This is a genomic window from Paraburkholderia sp. J10-1 (assembly GCF_905220165.1).
In the GTDB taxonomy this organism is placed as follows: Bacteria; Pseudomonadota; Gammaproteobacteria; order Burkholderiales; family Burkholderiaceae; genus Paraburkholderia.
This window is the reverse complement of record NZ_CAJMYW010000002.1, coordinates 397,654-416,608: the sequence shown is the minus strand read 5'-3', so window position 1 is coordinate 416,608 and position 18,955 is coordinate 397,654. Positions and strand designations below refer to the sequence as shown.

Sequence of the window (18,955 nt, the reverse complement as noted above, 5' to 3'; positions counted from 1 at the left end):
AACGGAGCAAGCGATGCCCCATCTCACGCTCGAATACAGCGCCAATCTCGCCGACGCGAGCAACATCGGTCAGCTCTGCGAAACGCTGGCCCATGTGCTCGACGCTCAACGCGACGAAACCGGCGCACGCGTCTACCCGCGTGGCGGTATTCGCACGCGCGCGCTGCGTTGCGAACAGTACTTCGTTGCCGATGGCAATCCCGGGAATGCCTTCCTGCATGGCTGCCTGAAGATCGGTGCGGGCCGCTCGCAAGCCGTGCGGCGGGCGACCGGCGAGGCGCTCTTCGAAGCGATCAAGCAGCACTTCGCACAAGCCTTCGCTTCGCACGGCCTCGCGCTTTCGCTTGAAATCGTCGAGTTCAGCGAGGAAGGCGCGTGGAAGCACAACAACCTGCACGCCCGGCTCAAAACCTGAGCTCACGCGCACCGGAATTCATGATGCTAGATCAGCAAACCATCCGCGAGCTGGCCGCGCAGCTCGACGAAGCGGAACGCACGCGCACGCAGTTGCGGCATTTTTCGCGCTCGCATCCGGACATGACGATCGACGACGGCTACGCAATCCAGCGCGAGTGGGTCAAACTCAAGCTCGCGGCGGGCCACACGATCAAGGGCCGCAAGATCGGCCTCACGTCGCGCGCCATGCAGCGCTCGTCGCAGATCGACGAGCCCGACTACGCACCGCTGCTCGACAGCATGTTCATCGCCGCAGGCAGCGATATTCGCGCGGACCGTTTCATCGCGCCGCGTGTGGAGGTGGAACTGGCGTTCGTATTGAGCCGGCCGCTGCAAGGACCCGACGTCACGCTCTTCGACGTGCTCGACGCGACGGCCTATGTCACGCCGGCCATCGAGATCATCGACGCGCGCATCGAGCAGTTCGACCGCGACACCAAGGCGCCGCGCAAGGTGTTCGACACGATATCCGACTTTGCGGCCAACGCTGGCGTCGTGCTGGGCGGCCGCCCGGTCAGGCCGCTCGACGTGGACCTGCGCTGGGTCGGCGCGCTGCTCTACAAGAACGGCGCCGTGGAGGAAAGCGGTCTCGCGGCAGCGGTGCTCAACCATCCGGCCACGGGCGTCGCCTGGCTTGCCAACAAGATCGCGCGTCACGATGAGCGTCTCGCAGCCGGCGACGTGATTCTGAGCGGCTCATTCACGGCCCCGATTCCCGCCCGCGCGGGCGATACGTTTCATGCCGATTACGGCCCGCTCGGCGGCATCGGCTTCAGTTTCGTCTGATCAGGATTCCATATCAATGTCCACACCCGCCAACCCTTTCAAGCGTGCGCTCGCGCGGGGCAGCCCGCAAATCGGCCTGTGGGCTGCGCTGGCCGACTCGTACGTGACTGAGCTGCTCGCGAACACGGGTTTCGACTGGCTCTTGATCGACGGCGAGCACGCGCCCAACGATCTGCGCAGCACGCTCGCGCAACTCCAGGCCGTCGCCCCGTACTCGACGCACCCGATCGTGCGGCCGGTACGCAACGACGCCGCCATCATCAAGCAACTGCTCGACATCGGTACGCAAACGCTGCTCGTGCCGATGATCGAGAACGCCGACGAGGCACGCGCCGCCGTGGCTGCGACGCGCTATCCGCCGCACGGCGTGCGCGGCGTAGGCAGCGCGCTTGCGCGCGCTTCGCGCTGGAACGGTTCCGCCGACTATCTGCATCACGCTGCTGAGGAACTGTGCGTACTGGTCCAGGTGGAGACGGCAAGCGCGCTCGCGCAGCTCGAGACAATCGCGAACGTGGAAGGCGTGGACGGCGTGTTCTTCGGCCCGGCTGACCTCAGCGCTTCGATGGGCCTGCTCGGCCAGCCAGGCTCGCCACAGGTGCGCGAGGCGATCGGCAAGGGTATCCGCACCGTGCGCGAGCAAGGCAAGGGCGCGGGCGTGCTCGCGGCCGATCCAGTCATTGCGAACGAGTATCTCGAAGCGGGTGCGACGTTCGTTGCCGTGGGCAGCGACGTGTCGTTGCTTGCGCGCAGCGCGAGTGAACTAGCCGCGAAATTCCGCCAGCCTGCGGCGCGCGGCTAGCGCGCTTCATTCACCGCTTCACTCGCCCTCTTCCCCGCTCGCCACGAGCTTGGCCAGCACGCCCGCCAATACTTCGCGTTCGTGCTCGCTCAGCGTGGCGAGAATCGCGTCGTTCGTCGCCTTCGAGATTGTCGTCGCGCGCCGGTAGGTGCTGCGCCCCTGTGCGGTGAGCGCCACGAGCACGCCGCGTGCGTCCGCCTCGTTCGAAGTCTTGACGAGCAGGCCCTTGCGTTCGAGCACGTCGGTGGCGCGGCTCGCCTGGCTGCGGTCGAGATTCGACACGCGCCCGAGTTCCGACACCGACAACGATCCGAACGCGCCCACGCTGAGCAGCAGCCGCGCCTCCGTGAGCGAGAGCGAAAGCGCTGCCTCGAACGCGTCGCTCATCGTGCGGTCGGTCTGCTTCTTGAGCACATGGAGCCGGTAGGTGAACAGCTCCGCAATGTTGAACTTCCCCGTCATTCGTCTTCTCGCCTGGTTCTCAGCGGCCGCGAAATGCGGCAAACGCCATCAGGATAGCATCGATAAAAGACTGGTTTTTCAGGTATTTCATGAAAAAATTGATGCTTGCACACGCATTTATTTGCGCGTAGGATCGGCGTGATCAGAGCCAGCCATGAGGAGACGTTCATGAATGAAAACATCCAGCGCTCGCGCCCCGAATGGTGCGATCCCACGGAATGGGAAACGCGCGTACAGCTTGCCGCCGTCTATCGCGTGTTTCATCTCATGGGCTGGACCGAACTGATCTTCAACCACATTACGCTGCGCGTGCCCGGGCCGCACAAACATTTCCTCATTAACCCGTTCGGGCTCACGTATGACGAAATCAAGGCCTCGAATCTCGTCAAGATCGATCTCGAAGGTAATGTCCTGAGCCCGAGCGAGTATCCGATCAACCCGGCCGGCTTCGTGATCCACAGCGCCATTCATGCAAACGTGGAAGACGCGCATTGCGTCATGCATACGCACACCACGGCCGGGCTCGCGGTGGCGTGCATGGAAGGCGGTCTCGCATATACGAACTTCTATTCGGCGCAGTTGCACGACATGGTCGCGTATCACGACTTCGAAGGCATCACCGTGCACGCCGAAGAAAAATCGCGCATTCTGAAGTCGATGGGCGACAAGCGGCTGCTCATCCTGCGCAACCACGGGCTGCTCTCGCATGGCGTGACGCTTGCGCACGCGTTCGCGCTGCTATGGACGCTCAATCGCGCGTGCGAAGTGCAAGTCGTGACCGATTCGATGCGCGGGCAGGCGCTGCCGATCGCACCCGCCATTACCGAACGTGCGACGCGCGACGCGCTGCAGTTCTCGCCCGCCCATGGCGCGGGCCAGAACGTGCTCGACGCGCTAATTCGTCGTGCCGCGCGCATCGACCCCTCATATCAGGAGTGAAAGGTTGAACACCCCGAATCAAAAGGTCACTGTCGTCGGTGGCGGTGCAATTGGCGGCCTGATCGCGGCGCGTCTTGCACGTGCGGGCATCGCCGTGAATCTGCTCGCGCGCGGTGCACATCTGGAAGCGATCCGCCGCGACGGTCTCACGGTCATTGAAGGCGACACGCGCTACACGCAAGCCGTGAACGCCACGAGCGACGCCGCCTCGCTCGGCGCGCAAGACCTCATTTTCATTTGCCTGAAGGGCCAGGCGCTCGCGCAGTCGGCGGCTTCGCTCGCGCCGCTCGTGGGTCCGCACACACATATCGTCTCGGCGATGAACGGCGTGCCCTGGTGGTTTCTCCACGGATTCGGCGGCACGCACACGAACGGCCGGCTCGAAGCGGTCGATCCTGGCGGCGTCGTGTCAGCGGCGTTGCCGCCTACGCAGGCTTCGGGCTGCGTCGTGCACCTGTCGTCGTCGATTGCGGGGCCGGGCGTGATTCGCAAAGGCGGCGGCAATCATTTGATCGTCGGTGAAGGCTCGGCGCCCATGGCCGCGCGTGCGCAAGAGGCGCGCGAGTTGCTCGCGCGTGCAGGCTTCGAGGTCACAGAAGCGGCGCCCATTCAAGCCGATATCTGGGCGAAGCTCTGGGGCAACATGACGATGAACCCCATCAGCGCGCTCACGCGATCGACCGCCGACGTCATTCTCGACGACCCGCTCACGGCGCAACTCGTGAGCGCGGTCATGGCCGAAGCGCGCGCGATTGGCGAAGCGCTCGGCATTCGCCTCGCGATGACCATCGAGGAGCGCAATGGGATCACGCGCAAACTAGGCGCGTTCAAGACCTCGATGCTGCAAGACGTGGAGGCGGGCCGCTCGCTCGAAGTCGATGCGCTCGTCGGCGCGCCGTATGAACTGGCGCAGCGCGTGGGCATTGCGGCGCCGTCGCTCGGCCTGCTGTATGGTCTTGCGCGCCAGCTCAATTCGAATCTCGAAGCGGCGCGCCGGGCAAGCTAGCAATCAATCCTCGAGCGGCTTGCCCGTGAGGTCGCGAATGAACGGCAGCGCAAGGCACGAGATCGCCACGCACGCCATCACGTACCACGCGGGCGCGAGCAGATTGCCCGTGCTTTTGACGAGCCAGGTGGCAACGGTCTGCGCAAAGCCGCCGAAAATCGCCACGCCGATGCCATAGACAATCGCCATGCCCGTCGCGCGCACGGCGCGCGGGAACATCTCAGGCAGCATCGTGATGGAAGGTGCGGCCTGCAGCGCGAGCAGCACGCTCAGGCCGCCCACGGTGATCAGGAGCCGCGTGGCGTCCGGCTCACTCGTCAGCCAGAGAAACGCCGGATAGATCAGCAGCAAAACGCCCACGCGCGGCCAGAAGATCAGCGTACGGCGGCTGAAACGATCGCACAGCATCCCCGAGAGCGGTCCCACCACGAAAGTCACGACGCCCGAGACCAGCCCCGCCAGCAACGCCGTGGGCGCGGGCACCTTCAGTTCGTGAATCGCATAGGTCGGCATATAGAAGGTGACGACATAGGCCGTGACCGTGGAGCCGATCGTCAGCAGGATGCCGAGCGCCGCGCGCCGCCAGTGGTCGCGCACCACGGTAAGCACTGGCATGCGCACCACGCTCGCCTGCTCCGGCAACTGCTCGTCGAGGCGCCTGCGAATCCACATGCCGATCGGCGCGATCGCCACACCCATGAGGAAGGGCACGCGCCAGCCCCAGGCGAGCAGCGTGTCGGGCGTGAGGAAGGTCGTCAGGAGTCCTGCCATCAGCGCGCCGAGCGAAACGCCGATCCCCTGGCTCGCAAACTGGAAACTGCCGAGCAGCCCGCGATTGACTGGCGTGCCCGCCTCGATCAACAGCGTGGTGGAGGCGCCCACTTCGCCGCCCGCGGAAAAGCCCTGCAGCAACCGCGCGAACACGATCAACACCGGCGCGGCCACGCCGATCTGCGCGTAGGTGGGAGCCAGGCCGATCAGCATGCATCCCAGCGCCATCATGAATATCGTGAGCGTCATGGCAGGCTTGCGGCCGGCGCGGTCGGCGTAGGCGCCAATCACGATGCCGCCCAGCGGCCGCATGACGAAGCCCACGCCGAAGGTCGCCACCGAGGCCAGCAACTGCCCGTAGCTCGACATGGTGGGAAAGAACAGCTTGCCGATGGTCAGCGCGAAGAAGCTGTAGACGGTGAAATCGAAGAATTCGAGCGCATTGCCGATCGTCGCGGCGACGATCAACTGCGTGCGGCTCAGTTTGCCCTTGCGCACTCCGGTCATGCTGACGCTGTTCATGGCTCTCCTCGTCGGCCTCTGGCGGGCCTGGATGGTGGACCATGCAACGTTAGCATTCGCCCGGGCGCACGCGCCACTGATCAAAACCCGCGGAGGCGGCGGCATCCATCAGCCGATGAAGCGTCCCTTTTATCGGCGTCCGGCGTGCGCGCCTCATCCGCGTTCGTAAGGTAAAAGAGGCATACTCCCGCAATAGTCAGCACTCTCGTTGCGCGCGCCGCGCCGTTTTTTTGCGGTTCCGCAAACGCCATGTGGCCCACCCGCGCATCAAGTGGGCACCAAAATTGCGGCAGCGCGTCGAACGTTCCGGCGAATCGGGCGACGGCAAGCTGTGCGCCACGCCAAAGCGCTTCCTGCCGCGCGTTTCGTCCCCGCTGTCTTTTCAATCTGCCGCCACTGATGGGTCGCCGCAGTCGCGCCCTGTATGCCAATGACAAGGATGTCCCTTTCTTTTGCCTTTCGGTCCGCGCGCATTTCGCGCCCGCGTGCCCTCTTCACCGTACTCGCCGTTTTATCCGGTCTGATGCTCGCGCTCGGCGCGTCTGCCGCATCGGCAGCGACACCAGCCGCCGTTGCCGAAGCGCTCAAACCCGGCACGAGCCCGGCGCATCCCGCCCCGGCTGCCGCGCCCACGCCCGAAGCCAACACAAACAACCCCGCCGCACCCGTTGCGCTCACGCCTGCCCAGGCGCAAGCCGCCCTCAAGGTTCTCGACGATCCCGTGCAGCGCGGCCACATGGAAGACACGCTGCGCGCCATCGCCGCCGCCGGTGCGCTGGCCGTGCCCGCCTCGGCGAGCGCGCCGGCCAGTGCGCCCGCCGCGGCCACCGGTGCATCGGCGGCCGCGCCTGCTTCCGCGCCGCTTGCTGGTGCGCTGCGCACCAACGGTCTCGTCGTGCAGATCGCCGACAACGCCGCGCACGGCGCGCGCATGGCCGGCCAGCATCTGAACCATACGTTCTCGACACTGCTGGGACTCTGGTCCACGCGCAACTGGTGGCAGGACCATCTGAACACGCCGCAAGGCCATGCACTGCTGCTCGCCCTGCTGCGTGTGCTGCTGCTCACGCTCGTGCCCGCGCTCGCGCTCGCCACGCTGCTGCGCCGCGTCATCGCCACGCCGGAGCGCGCCATTGCCGCGCATCAGGCAGCCAAACAGCGCGAGGAGGCCGCCCTCGCGCAAGACGGCACTCCAACGCCGCAGCCGCAAACGCCCGAAGCGACGGGCACGCGTGCTGCGCTTGCCGCGCAAACGAAAGCCGCCGAGGCGCAGGACGAAGCGCTGCGCGAAGCCGCCGGCATGCAACCGGCCGATGGCAAGGACAATCAGGACAGCGATCCGAATGCCGGCCCCAACGCGAACGCGAGCGCCAACGCGGCAGCGCGCGCCACGGTGGTCGCGGCGCAAGCCGGGGACAACGCCAACGCCTCGCCGAAAACCGCCGCCGATCGTGCGAAAGAGGCGTACCACGCGCTGCGTGGCGCGCATCACTGGCGCCTTTTGCAGCGTCTGCCGGGCGCGTTGCTCGTGATGCTGCTCGAAGCCGTACCCGTGGTCGCGTTCGGCCTGTGCGCCGCGGCCGTGCTCTCGTTCTTCGGTCCCAATGACGCCGCGCCTGCCGAAGCGGTCGGCCATATCGTCGATACCTATGTGATCTGCCGCATCGTCGCCATATTCGGCAAGCTGCTGTTCTCGCCCGACGCGGCCGCGCTGCGCCTCGTGCCGCTCCCCGACGACTGGGCCGCCTACGCGCAGCGCTGGCTCGTGCGCCTCGTCGTGATCGGCGGGGTGGGCGGCGCAATTGGCGGCGCGGTGTCGCTCGGCATGACCGAGGACGCGCATGTCGCGCTCGTGAAGCTCGTCACGCTGATCGGCCACCTCGCGCTCGCCGTGATGATCCTGCAACTGCGCCGCCCCGTGGCCGATGCCATTCGCAACGCCGCCGCGCAACACGGTTCGTACGCGTGGTTCCTGCAGTGGTTCGCCGACATCTGGGTCGGCGTGGCGCTCTTCGTCGTCGTCGCGCTGTGGTTCGTCTGGGCGCTCGACTTGCGCGGCGGCTATGCCGCACTGGTGCGCTCGGGCGGACTCTCGCTCATCATCATGCTCGCCGGACGCATGTGTGCGATCGTGGTGCTGGGCGCTTTGAGCCGGCTCTTCGGCGTGCGCGAAGACATCGGCAACATGAGCTTCGGCCAGCGTCGCGCTTACCGCTACTATCCGGCGCTGCGGCGCATCGTCATTGCCGCGATCTGGCTCGTGACGATCGACCTGGTGCTGGACGCCTGGGGCGTGCGCCCCGCACGCATTCTCGCGCTCGCGCCCATCGGGCATCTGCTCGGCTCCGCGCTGCTCACGATCGCCGTCGCCATCGTGGCCGCCGTCGCGATCTGGGAGGTCGCGAACGGCGCGGCCGAACGTCGCCTGAATGCGTGGACCGACGCCGGCGACTTCGTGCGCGCCGCGCGTCTGCGCACGCTCCTGCCGATGTTCCGCACTACGCTGTTCGTTTCGATCCTCATCATCGTCGGGCTGACCGCGCTCTCGCAGCTCGGCGTGAATACCGCGCCGCTCATCGCGGGCGCGAGCATCTTCGGCGTAGCGCTCGGCTTTGGCTCGCAAAAGCTCGTGCAAGACTTCATCACCGGCATCTTCCTGTTGACGGAAAACGCCATGCAGGTGGGCGACTGGGTGACGGTGGCAGGCGTTTCGGGCACCGTTGAGTTTCTCTCGATCCGCACCGTGCGCCTGCGCGGCGGCGACGGCTCGCTCTACACCGTACCGTTCAGCTCGGTCACGACCGTGAACAACACGAATCGCGGCATCGGCAACGCGGCGGTGAAGGTGCAGATCGCGCATGGCGCGGATCTGCAGCGCGCGATCGACACGCTGAAGGAAATCGGCGCCGAGATCCGCCAGGAAGACGCGTTCAAGAACGGCATTCTCAGCGACTTCGCGTACTGGGGCGTCGATCAGGTGGACGGCGCGGCCGTGACGCTCGCCGGGCAGATTCAGTGCAAGGACTCGGCGCGCTGGGGCGTGCAGCGCGAGTTCAACAAGCGCGTGTTGCTGCGCTTCACGGAGCGCGGCATCGAGCTGGCGAATCCGCAGCGCAGCTTCCTCGTTGGCATGTCGCACGATGACGATGTCGAAGGGCGCACGTACGGCGACGAGCACGATGACGCCAGCGATGATGCCAACGTCGATCGCTCGCGGGCACAACAATCGCGCGGCGCTTCGCAAGCTGCTTCACAAGGGGGCAAGCCGCGCACTGGCCGCGCCGGTGCTTCGGGTGACGGTAACGGGTCGTCGAGCGGTAAGCCGAATTGATGCGCGAATTGAAGTGCTGACCTCGTAGCCGGTGCGCGACTCTGACGCGCCGGCCTCACCCTTCGTTTCGCACCGCGAAGCTCCCGAAAAAGCTCACCAATACGATGCAAGCCGCGCCGCGACGCAACGCTGACGGCGTAAAGTTCTCCGTCTAATCAAGGGTCTGCGCGCGGTGACTTGGTGCGCCGCACGCGCGGCGCGGTGAGTCCCGAAGAAGCTCACCTTTTCAGTCGCCGGCCACGAACCGGAGCCCACACGAGGCTCCCGATATAATCAACGCGCCATTCAACGAGGACTTCTCATGAAATCACTGATTGCCCTGGTCGCCGCTGCCACCGTTGCAACGACCGCGTTCGCCGCCAACACCATCGACAAATTGCCGTCGGGCGTCGTCGTCGAACACCTCAAGCAAGGCACCGGTCCGCAACCCGCCGCCACCGACGTCGTGCGCGTGAACTATCGCGGCACGCTCGCGAACGGCACCGAATTCGACAGCTCCGACAAGCATGGCGGCCCGGCGAGCTTCCCGCTCAATCGCGTGATTCCTTGCTGGACGCAAGGCGTGCAAAAGATGAAGGTCGGCGGCAAGGCGAAGCTGACCTGCCCGGCGGCGACCGCTTATGGCGATCGCGCAGTCGGCCCGATTCCGCCGAACAGCGACCTCACGTTCGAAATCGAACTGCTCGGCATTGGGCAGCAATAAGGCCAGCCGATTCTGCAGGCAAAAAAAACGGGCGGTTCATTGAACCGCCCGTTTTTGTTTTTTACGAGGCGCCAGGCCTTATGCCTCGACGTCCTCGAGACTGAAGATCTCAGTCTGGTCGTTATACGAAAACACCTCGCCATAACGGGCCCATTCGACCACGGTATCGAGCGTTTCTTCGGCGGCGACATCGGAAAGCACGTCCTCCAGCTCCTGCTCGAAGCGCACGCGCGGCGCGCGATGGCCAGGCCGCTCGTCGAGCACCTTCTTGATGCGCGCCGCGAGCGGCACGTTGCGCAGCAGGTGATCGGCGAACATGAGCTTGCGCGCCTGCGTGCCCATCTCCGCAAACACGCGGGCGGGCGGCGTAAGCAGCACATCGCCTTCGCGCACGTCGGCAAAGCCGAGCTGCTGCAGCATTTCCACGATCGGGAACAGGTCGTCCACTTCCAGATGCAGCGAGCGCGCGATTTCCGGCATGTCGGCGCGGCCGTGATACGGCGCGGCCGCCAGCGTCTCGATCAGACCGGCCATGATGTTGGTCGACACGTCCGGCAAGCGGCTGCCCACTTCGAGACGGCGATGCGTGGCCTCGGCGGCTTCGCGCGCGGTCATCTTCGCGTAGATGTCGTCAACGAGTTTGCGGAATGCAGGGTCGAGCCGGTTGCGCGGATGCTTGAACGGCACCTTGATTTCAGCCGACACGCGCCCCGGGTTCGACGAGAGCACGAGAATGCGGTCGCACATGAACACCGCTTCCTCGATGTTGTGCGTGACGATCAGCACCGACTTGATCGGCAGGCGCCCTTGCGTCCACAGGTCGAGCAGGTCGGTACGCAGCGTTTCGGCCGTCAGCACGTCGAGCGCGGAGAACGGCTCGTCCATGAGCAGCAGCGTCGGGTCGACCACGAGCGCACGCGCAAAACCCACGCGCTGACGCATGCCGCCCGAAAGCTCACGCGGGTAGGCGTTTTCGAAGCCGTCCAGACCGATCAGGTCGATCGCTGCCAGCGCTCGCTCACGGCGCTCGCGCGCGCCCACGCCTTGCGCCTCCAGACCCGCTTCCACGTTCTGCAGCACGGTGAGCCACGGGAACAGCGCGAAGGTCTGGAACACCATCGACACGCCTTCGGCCGGCCCTTCGAGCGGCTTGCCGAGCCAGTTCACCTCGCCTTCGGTCGGCTCGATGAGCCCGGAGATGATGCGCAGCAGCGTGGACTTGCCCGAGCCGGAACGGCCCAGCAAGCCGACGATCTCGCCCTCGCGCAGCGTGAGGTTCACGTCGTCGAGCACGAGGCGCTCGTCCTCTTTCTTCGCGAAACCGCGCGAAACATGCTTGACGGCGAGCACTTCCTCGCCGGGAGCGGGCCGCATCGGCAGCAGGTCGGATGAGACGATTTTCGGATTCAGCATGATGTCACTCCATCTCAATCGAGGCGCAGCCGGGACTCGGCGTACGTGTACAGCGGACGCCAGAGCACGCGGTTGAACAGCGTAACGAACAGGGACATCATCGCGATGCCCAGAATGATTTTCGGGAAGTCGCCAGCGGCGGTCGTTTGCGCGATGTAGGAGCCAAGGCCGTGCGCGACGACCTTCGTGTCGCCCCACTGCACGAACTCGGAAACGATGCTCGCGTTCCATGCCCCGCCGGAAGCCGTGATCGCGCCCGTGATGTAGTACGGGAAAATGCCCGGCAGCATGGCTTTCTTCCACCATTGCCAGCCGCGAATGCGGAAGTTCGTGGCCGCTTCCTTGTAATCGTTCGGATAGGCGCTCGCGCCCGCGATCACGTTGAAGAGGATGTACCACTGCGTGCCGAGCACGATGAGCGGCGAGAGCCAGATGTCCGGGTTCAGGTGAAAGCGCACGATGACGATCACGAACACCGGGAACAGCAGATTGGCCGGGAACGCCGCGAGGAACTGCGCGAGCGGCTGGACCTTCTCGGCGAGCGCCGGGCGCAGGCCGATCAGCACACCGAGCGGCACCCAGATCACCGAGGCGATGGCGATCAGCAGCATCACGCGAAGGAGCGTGATGAGCCCGAGCACGAACACGTGCCAGACTTCATCGAGCGTCACGCCCGTGCGCACATACGCCACCACGTGCCACACCACGAACACGGTCAGCGCGATCACGATCACGGCCCACACGATGTCGCCAAGACGCGAGCGCTTGCTGATCGTGGTGACGACGGGCAGCGACTTCGGCAGTTGCACGCGCAACGGAATGCGCGCGAGCGTGGCGAGCATGAAGCCCATCGGCACGAGCAGGCGGTGAATGAGGCGCGTGCGGCGAATGAGGTCGAGCAGCCACGACTCCGGCGCGTCGCCCGAGCTCGTGTTCTCCATGCGGAACTTGTCGGCCCAGGCCACCAGCGGGCGGAACAGGAACTGGTCGTACGCGAGAATCACCACGATCATCGCGAGGATCACCCAGCCCACCGCGTGCAGGTTCTTTTCCGCGATCGCCTGGGCCAGATACGCGCCAACGCCCGGCAGCGTGATCGTGTTGTTGCCCACCGTGATCGCTTCGGAAGCCACCACGAAGAACCAGCCGCCCGACATCGACATCATCATGTTCCAGATGAGGCCCGGCATCGAGAACGGCACTTCGAGCTTCCAGAAACGCTGCCAGCCCGTGAGGTGGAAACCTCGCGAGACCTCGTCCAGATCGCGCGGCACCGTGCGCAGCGACTGGTAGAAGCTGAAGGTCATGTTCCAGGCCTGGCTCGTGAAGATCGCAAAGATCGCCGCGAGTTCGGCGCCGAGCACGCGCGAGGGAAAGAGCGCGAGGAAGAACGTGACCGTGAACGAGATGTATCCGAGCACCGGCACCGACTGCAGGATGTCGAGAATCGGCACGAGCAGCAGGCCCGCGCGGCGGCTCTTCGCCGCGAGCGTGCCGTACACGAGCGTGAAGGTCAGCGAGGCGACCATGGCCGCGAGCATGCGCAGCGTGGTGCGCATGGCGTACTCGGGCAGGTTGGCCGGATCGAGCGAGATGACCTGGGTCTTGAGCGTGGCGATGGGCGCCATCGTCTCGTGAAAGCCCACGGCCGCCATCGCGATCAGGCCGATCATCAGCGGGAACGCCACGAAGTCCCAGCGGTTCGGCAGCACGCGCCACGCCGAAGCGTTGGCCGTGCGGTTCAGGTTGAAGCTGAACTCCATTAGCGGCCTCCGTTAGCGAGTACAAGCGTGGGCGCGAGCGCCCCGGCGCAGGCGCGCGCTGCGCGGCGGGTCGTTCGCAATGTGTGGTTGAACTGGTTCATGTCGAAGCACCGGCGTTGGGTTTATTGCGTGAACCCCTCGCGCGGCGCGTATGGCCGGCCGGGCCGGCTCGGCATACGCGCGGGGGTTCGTGTACATCTCGTCTGATTCAGACCCGAAACACGCGCGCTCGCAGGTCTCGCCAGCGCGCGGCGAGTCGCGATTCCCGGCAGGGCGGCGGGGCGCTCGCGCGCTCACGCGCGCCGAGCACATCGGGATGGAGGGAGTGCTGCGTGTGCTGCAGTTGCGACAGGTGCGGCAAAAGAAGGCCGAAGTTCATACTGGTTCTCCTGGCGTCACAGGGGACGCATCGGGGAGGAAAGCCAGCAGACCCGGCAGAGCGCAATCTTTCAGCGCGCGGCGGCTCGCGTCTGCCCGCTTTCCTCAGTGCAATTCAAAAGGAAGCGGCATAACGGATAACTGTCACTGTCAGACATCGGAACTCCTTATCGTCACGGCGGCTGCCCTCGGGCGCTTGCCTCGAGCCGGCGGCCCGAACGCGAAGCGCCTGGCAGGCGCGCATGTGTCGATCCGCGCGTCGCGCAAGAGGGCGCAACGAACGAACCGTGCCGCAAGCGCGCATCGATCAGGGCGGGCTTACGGCGCGATGTCGGCCATCCGCGACGCTCGATACGTTCGAGTCGCTGCGGCGTCGGTCGACGCTAATCAAGAGTGCACGAGGATTTACTGCTAGACGCGCACCATCTGCCTGGCTGGCAAGACGGCGGCTGAAAGAAAGGGAGCGCGGACGTCCTGCCGGTCAGGCAGCGAAACTGTTCGAAGATCGACAACTGCTACTGTCCAAGGCGTCAGCCCCTTTTGTTAAGACGGCCGAATTTTAGGCGCGCCACCTGTCCGAAGTCAACACGATTCGCGTCCGGCGTCAAATCTCGTGCCAATGTCGCCACAGCGCCGGCTGGTGGCGCGAATCGCGGCGTCAATTGCGCCATCCATTGGGCTGCCAATCGCGTCGATCCGCTCGCCTCTCAAAAACAGGGATCGTTCACTTTACCCTACTGCTTACTGCCTCAACCCGGCCGCAATGCGCATACCCGCCGCGCCCACGTCACGCGCTTTTGCGCAATGCCTGCTGGCTGGTTTCACCGGCGCCCATGCGCTCGAGCCGCTCGCTTGCCTCGGTCAACGCCCACAGCGGCGCGCTTTGCAACTGCCGGTCGTATACCGCCACGAGCTGCGCGACCGCCTCGAAACCCGCTTCGTCCAGCTGCCAGCCGCCGCCCGTGTTGCCGCATTCGAAGCAGGCGATCAGCGCGGCATCGGCCGAGCGCACCTTTTCCGGTTCCAGAATGCCGTATCCGGCCTCCGCAATCGATTGCGCGAGCACGTGTGCATGGAGCAAGGCGCGTGCGTCGTCGCCCGTGCCGCCGCGGCGGATCGCAGCGAGCGCGAGATGCACTTGCAGTGCGAGTTCGTTGGCGACCGCGTGCGGGATCGGCAGCAGCATCGACTTGCTGCGTCGGGGGCGACCGGCTTGCGAGCGCTGCGGAAAAGGGATGGTCCTGGCCATGGAAGGGCAAGTAAGAGTCTGTTCCGTGCAATAACGGCACGCCGCGCCGAAGGTTAAGCGTCGAGGCGCAAATCGAATGTAACGATCAGTGACAGACATGCGCCGCGCATCGGCTGGCGGAAGGACGGCACGTTGACCGTGGCCCCGCGGTGACAGCGCTTTAGCGCGGGCTGCCCTCGCCCCCAACCTCGCCGCCGGCCTGCCCGCGCCGCGCGGCCGTGAACGCCTCGATGTGGGCGATGGCCTGCTCGCACTGCTCGAGCGTCAGGAGATGAATCGACGGATTGGGCAGGTCGAAACCCAGTTCCTCCCCCAGCCAGCGGATAGCCTTGCCGCGCGCTTCGAAGGCGTTGACCTTGTCGCGCCGCATCTTCGCGGCCACCAGCGGTTCGAGCGCGTCGTGCAGACGGCTCTTGGCGTCGCGCAGGGCGGCGTTGGCAAGCCGGCCGAGCGGCACGTTGCGCGTGCTGCGCGCGGGCACGCCAATCCAGGCCTCACAGGGCGTGCAGACCCACAGCGGGCCGTGATCGTCGCGGTACGGGTAGGCTTCGTCGGCAAAGCGCGCGAGCACCGCTTTCGCGCCACAGTAATCGCACAGTGGCTGCGGCAGCGCCTTGACGGGACGGCCTACGCGCATGCGGCGCTCCTCGGGGCGATGGTCGATGAATGCATGACTTGACGGGTGGATGAGCGAAACGGTGGCTCGCTGCGAGCGGGCCCCGGAGAAAGGATAACGGCAAACACCGGCGCGCGGCATCGGCGGGACGGCGCGCCGCAGCCCGCGGCGCGCGTATGAACAGGCCCTAGTTCGCGCTCTCGGTGGCGCGTGTTTCTTCGCGTTCGAGCGAGCGCGTGTCGCGCAGGGCCGGAAAAAGCCGCATCCATAGCAGCGCAACGCAGATCGTCGCCACGCCGCCCACGAGGACGGCGCGCTGCGCCCCCCACCAGCCCGCCGTGAGCCCCGATTCGAACTCGCCAAGCTGGTTCGATGTGCCGATGAAGAGCGAATTGACCGCGCTCACGCGGCCGAGCGTTTCGTTGGGCGTGCGCAACTGCACGAGCGACGTGCGCACGACCACGCTCACCACGTCCGAGGCGCCCAGCACCGCCAGCGCCATGAGCGACACGACGATGTTGTGCGAGAGCCCGAAGGCGATCGTCGCGCAGCCGAACACGATCACGCCGCCGAACATCGCAAGGCCCGGCCGGCGCCGCAGCGGAAAGTGCGCGAGCCAGATCGAGCCCGCCAGCGCGCCCGCGGCCGTCGCCGAGCGCAAGAGCCCGAGCGCGATGGGCCCGGCGTGCAGGATGTCGCGCGCAAACACCGGCAAGAGTGCCGTCGCGCCGCCGAACAGCACCGCGAACAGATCGAGCGACAACGCGCCGAGAATAACGGGCTGCGAACGGATGAACGCGATGCCCGAGAACACCGATTCGAGCGTGACAGGCGTGCGCGCGGGCGGTTTTGCGCGCATCGGAATCGTGCCCGAAAGCGTGGCCGCCGCCGCGAACGCGAGCGAGCAGGCCGCGTAGGCCGGCGTCGCGCCGATGCCGTACAGCAGCCCGCCCAGCGCCGGGCCGACGATGTTCGCGGTCTGGTTCGCCGAGGTCGACCAGGCGGTCGCATTAGGAAGTTGAGCGCGCGGCACGACGCCCGGGAGCAAGGACGAAATGGCGGGCGACTCGAACGCGCGCGCGGCGCCCACGCACGCGGCGAGCACGTAAATGAGCGGCGCGCTCAGCCAGCCGCCGATCGTGCCGGCCGCGAAGGTCAGCGCGGCGGCGCATTCGATGAGCTGGCATACGGACGCGATGCGTCTGCGGTCGTAGCGGTCCGCCACATGGCCGACGACGAGTGTGAGGCAGAACATCGGCAGGAACTGCGCGAGGCCGACGAGACCGAGCGCGAACGCGCTATGCGTGAGCGCGTAGATGTGCCAGCCCATGGCGACGGCGAGCATCTGGAACGCGAGCGACGACAGCACGCGCGCGCCGTAGAAGCGCTGGAAACCGCGATTGCGCGAAAGACTGGGCGGGTCGTCGGACGCCGCCTCGGGAGAGGGTGTGGTCATTGAACAGCGGAAAAAAGCGAAAAACGGGTGCGTGCGCAACGAGGCAAAAGCGAGGCGCAAAACGGCAATTCTAGTTCATACGGCTTGGAGCCACAGAAACATGACGCCGTGCGATTCATGCGCTGCGTCTCTAAATCGTTATATCCTATAGAATACAACGAACGAACATCCAGCAGACGGAGGCCGCAAGTGGCGAGTAGTCGGCGCCTCGTAAGCGCAACATCGATATCGCAGGCGCGTGGCGCACCCGCGCCAGCCGGCGCGGACGGCTTCGCAGCCACGATCACCACGCTGCGGCCCGCGTCGGGGCACGAGCGCGCGGAATTGATCCGCGACGTGATCGACGCGTTCCGGCGGCTGCGCAACAGCATCGAGCGCTTCGAGCACATGCTCGCGCGCGGCGACGGCGGTCCGGGCGGCCCTGGCGCCGGCAGCGCTCACGCCGCGCACGTCGGCGCTTCGCTGCAGCCGCTCCTTCTCGCGCTCTCGCGGCGCATCGATCTTGCCCGCTTCGCCCGCCAGCGCGAACTCAAGCGCGCCATTCGCGACGCGCGGCGCCTCGACAAGACGCGCGATGCGCTTTTCAGCGACGCATTCTGTCTCGATACCGAAGCGCTGCGCCGCACCGTGGCCGAACTCGAGCGGCTCGACGCGGCTTTCGTCGGACTCGGCGTCGAACATGTCCTCGCGCAGCACGCGAATGCGGCCAATGCGCGTTCCGAAGCGCATGCATGCGAGGCGGTGGCGGACCGCTCTGCCGCCAAAGCCCAAGCCATCGCTGTCACCGCCGTTGCGACAGCGCTCGTGCGCGAACCTGCCGCCTGAAGCGCACGCCCGGCCGACAGCCGATAGTCGTTATATTCCATGGTATATTGCGCTGAAGGCGTGAGCAGCCGGAGGCGCCTGGCCGCGTCGAGGCACGCTCGCCGCGTACGCCCATGCACAGCCCCGTGTCGCGCACCGGATCAGAGGTCACCATGCACGCACCGCCGTTCCGCCTCGCCCGCACACCGGGCGGCACCCCTGCCGAAGAGACCACGCTGCGCGCCCTGGGAAGCGCAGACTGCTGCGGCCCTTCGCAAGCCGAACTCGCCCGCGCGCGGCAGCGCACGCGCCTGGCCGAACTCGACGCCCATCTGCACTGCTCCATCATCGGCACCTGCCTGAGCACGCACGAGCTGCGCAAGCTCGTCCCGAAATTCGCCCGGCTCGACGCCCAGCACGCGAGCGATCTCGAGATCCACCATGCCGCGGTCGAGCTGGCGATAGAAGGCGGCGCGGGCGCCAAGGCATTGCAAAAAGCGCTCGACACGCGCTATGCAGGCGCGTTGCGCCGTTTCGCCACTGCGCGCGACGCACAGGCCGTGCTCACGCTCTGGAATGAATCGCTCGCGAACGGCGACATCCCGCCTGCGTACTGGGCGCTGATGACACATCCGGCCACGACGATGGAAGTGCGCCAGGCCGCGTTCGGCGAGTTGCACATGCTCTCGCACCTGGTTGGCGCCGCCAATCGCGCCGACTTGCGCCGCCTCGTGGCGCTGGAAGCCGAGAACGCCGAACTACAGGCCAGGATCGAGCGCCAGCAGGCGCGTCTGCATGAGATGAGCCGTGAACGCGATGTGGCACGCCATGCCCTCGATGCACAAACCGCGCAACTGGCGGCGCAGCGCGAGACAACGCCGCAGCAGGCGCAGCTCGAAGCGCTGCAGGAAGCGCTCGCGGCACGCGACGCGCGGGTCGCGCTGCATACGAGCCGCCGCGAAATCGCCGAGCAGCGCGCGAATGCGGACGCCGCCGCGCTCCACACACTGCGCGCGCAACTCGACGAAGCCCATGCGCTGATCGACGCCTTGCGCGCCGAGGTCCACGCCATGGAGCAGACAACGCAAGCGCACGAAGACCCACAGGCCCAACACGCGCTTCCCGAGAATGCGCTCAGGGGCCGCCGCATCGTCTACGTGGGTGGCAGGCCCGGTTCGAATCACGCGCTCAGGCGCTGGGTGGAGTCGGCGGGAGGCGAACTGACGGTGCACGACGGCGGCGTGGAGGATCGCAAGGGGCTGCTCGCAGCGGCGCTTGCGAACGCGGATCTGGCGGTGTTTCCCGTGGACTGCATCGACCACGATTCAATGAGCACGCTCAAGCGCGTGTGCGAACGGCATCAGGTAACGTGGCACCCGCTGCGCACGGCAAGCCTTGCCAGCTTCGTCGAGTTGATGGTGCGGCTGCATGCGAACGCAACGCCCACGCTCACCGCGGTGCCCGTCTCGCGTTTCTGCTTGCGCCACGGCTAAGCGCCTGA

At 66.2% G+C, this 18,955-nt stretch carries 17 protein-coding genes; 9 read left to right on the top strand and 8 right to left on the bottom strand.

Annotation, left to right across the window (positions count from 1 at the left end):
• Positions 1-13 precede the first annotated feature (13 nt).
• From U5A65_RS08765 to hpaI, 3 genes are read left to right on the top strand one after another with little or no spacing between them, the layout of a single operon-like run.
• Complete coding sequence (locus U5A65_RS08765; RefSeq protein ID WP_321914459.1) at positions 14-415, top strand: 5-carboxymethyl-2-hydroxymuconate Delta-isomerase; 402 nt, start codon at positions 14-16, stop codon at positions 413-415.
• A 23-nt stretch (positions 416-438) separates the two neighbouring features.
• Complete coding sequence (gene hpaH, locus U5A65_RS08760; protein ID WP_321946437.1) at positions 439-1,242, top strand: 2-oxo-hept-4-ene-1,7-dioate hydratase; 804 nt, start codon at positions 439-441, stop codon at positions 1,240-1,242.
• A 16-nt stretch (positions 1,243-1,258) separates the two neighbouring features.
• Complete coding sequence (gene hpaI / locus U5A65_RS08755) at positions 1,259-2,041, top strand: 4-hydroxy-2-oxoheptanedioate aldolase (protein ID WP_321946033.1); 783 nt, start codon at positions 1,259-1,261, stop codon at positions 2,039-2,041.
• 18 nt (positions 2,042-2,059) lie between these two features.
• Here hpaI and U5A65_RS08750 read toward each other — a convergent pair whose 3' ends face one another.
• Positions 2,060-2,503 carry a MarR family winged helix-turn-helix transcriptional regulator gene (locus tag U5A65_RS08750; RefSeq protein ID WP_321946032.1) on the bottom strand — a complete coding sequence of 148 codons (444 nt, stop codon included), beginning with the start codon at positions 2,501-2,503 and terminating at the stop codon, positions 2,060-2,062.
• Positions 2,504-2,671: 168 nt separating this feature from the next.
• Here U5A65_RS08750 and U5A65_RS08745 point away from each other — a divergent pair, with 168 nt between their 5' ends.
• A complete protein-coding gene (locus U5A65_RS08745; protein WP_321946031.1) occupies positions 2,672-3,442 on the top strand; it encodes a class II aldolase/adducin family protein in 771 nt (256 codons plus the stop codon).
• A 4-nt stretch (positions 3,443-3,446) separates the two neighbouring features.
• Complete coding sequence (locus tag U5A65_RS08740; RefSeq protein ID WP_321946030.1) at positions 3,447-4,448, top strand: 2-dehydropantoate 2-reductase; 1,002 nt, start codon at positions 3,447-3,449, stop codon at positions 4,446-4,448.
• A 3-nt stretch (positions 4,449-4,451) separates the two neighbouring features.
• Here U5A65_RS08740 and U5A65_RS08735 read toward each other — a convergent pair whose 3' ends face one another.
• The gene (locus U5A65_RS08735) at positions 4,452-5,741 is read right to left on the bottom strand and encodes an MFS transporter (protein ID WP_321914464.1); all 1,290 of its coding nucleotides are present in this window, start codon (positions 5,739-5,741) and stop codon (positions 4,452-4,454) included.
• 439 nt (positions 5,742-6,180) lie between these two features.
• Between U5A65_RS08735 and U5A65_RS08730 the strand changes: the two genes are divergently transcribed.
• Complete coding sequence (locus tag U5A65_RS08730; protein WP_321946028.1) at positions 6,181-9,072, top strand: mechanosensitive ion channel family protein; 2,892 nt, start codon at positions 6,181-6,183, stop codon at positions 9,070-9,072.
• Positions 9,073-9,373: 301 nt separating this feature from the next.
• Positions 9,374-9,775, top strand: a complete 402-nt coding sequence (locus U5A65_RS08725; protein WP_321914466.1) for an FKBP-type peptidyl-prolyl cis-trans isomerase — start codon at positions 9,374-9,376, stop codon at positions 9,773-9,775.
• A gap of 78 nt (positions 9,776-9,853) precedes the next feature.
• Here the strand turns inward: U5A65_RS08725 and U5A65_RS08720 are convergent, their stop codons facing one another.
• From U5A65_RS08720 to U5A65_RS08695, 6 genes are all read right to left on the bottom strand, one after another.
• Entirely contained in the window at positions 9,854-11,188 is a 1,335-nt protein-coding gene (locus U5A65_RS08720) for a nitrate/sulfonate/bicarbonate ABC transporter ATP-binding protein (RefSeq protein ID WP_321914467.1), read from the bottom strand.
• 14 nt (positions 11,189-11,202) lie between these two features.
• Complete coding sequence (locus U5A65_RS08715; protein WP_321946027.1) at positions 11,203-12,951, bottom strand: ABC transporter permease subunit; 1,749 nt, start codon at positions 12,949-12,951, stop codon at positions 11,203-11,205.
• Positions 12,952-13,159: 208 nt separating this feature from the next.
• The gene (locus U5A65_RS08710; protein ID WP_321911765.1) at positions 13,160-13,330 is read right to left on the bottom strand and encodes a hypothetical protein; all 171 of its coding nucleotides are present in this window, start codon (positions 13,328-13,330) and stop codon (positions 13,160-13,162) included.
• 786 nt (positions 13,331-14,116) lie between these two features.
• Positions 14,117-14,515 (bottom strand): hypothetical protein, encoded by a 399-nt coding sequence (locus tag U5A65_RS08705; RefSeq protein WP_321911764.1) that lies wholly within the window; start codon positions 14,513-14,515, stop codon positions 14,117-14,119.
• Positions 14,516-14,738: 223 nt separating this feature from the next.
• Positions 14,739-15,215 carry a zinc-finger-containing protein gene (locus tag U5A65_RS08700; protein ID WP_321934006.1) on the bottom strand — a complete coding sequence of 159 codons (477 nt, stop codon included), beginning with the start codon at positions 15,213-15,215 and terminating at the stop codon, positions 14,739-14,741.
• Positions 15,216-15,381: 166 nt separating this feature from the next.
• Positions 15,382-16,650: an MFS transporter gene (locus U5A65_RS08695; RefSeq protein WP_321911762.1), complete on the bottom strand. Its 1,269-nt coding sequence runs from the start codon at positions 16,648-16,650 to the stop codon at positions 15,382-15,384.
• 189 nt (positions 16,651-16,839) lie between these two features.
• Between U5A65_RS08695 and U5A65_RS08690 the strand changes: the two genes are divergently transcribed.
• Together U5A65_RS08690 and U5A65_RS08685 are read left to right on the top strand one after the other, a co-directional pair.
• Positions 16,840-17,475: a hypothetical protein gene (locus U5A65_RS08690; protein WP_321946026.1), complete on the top strand. Its 636-nt coding sequence runs from the start codon at positions 16,840-16,842 to the stop codon at positions 17,473-17,475.
• Positions 17,476-17,627: 152 nt separating this feature from the next.
• The gene (locus tag U5A65_RS08685; protein ID WP_321934173.1) at positions 17,628-18,947 is read left to right on the top strand and encodes a DUF2325 domain-containing protein; all 1,320 of its coding nucleotides are present in this window, start codon (positions 17,628-17,630) and stop codon (positions 18,945-18,947) included.
• The last annotated feature ends 8 nt before the right edge of the window (positions 18,948-18,955 follow it).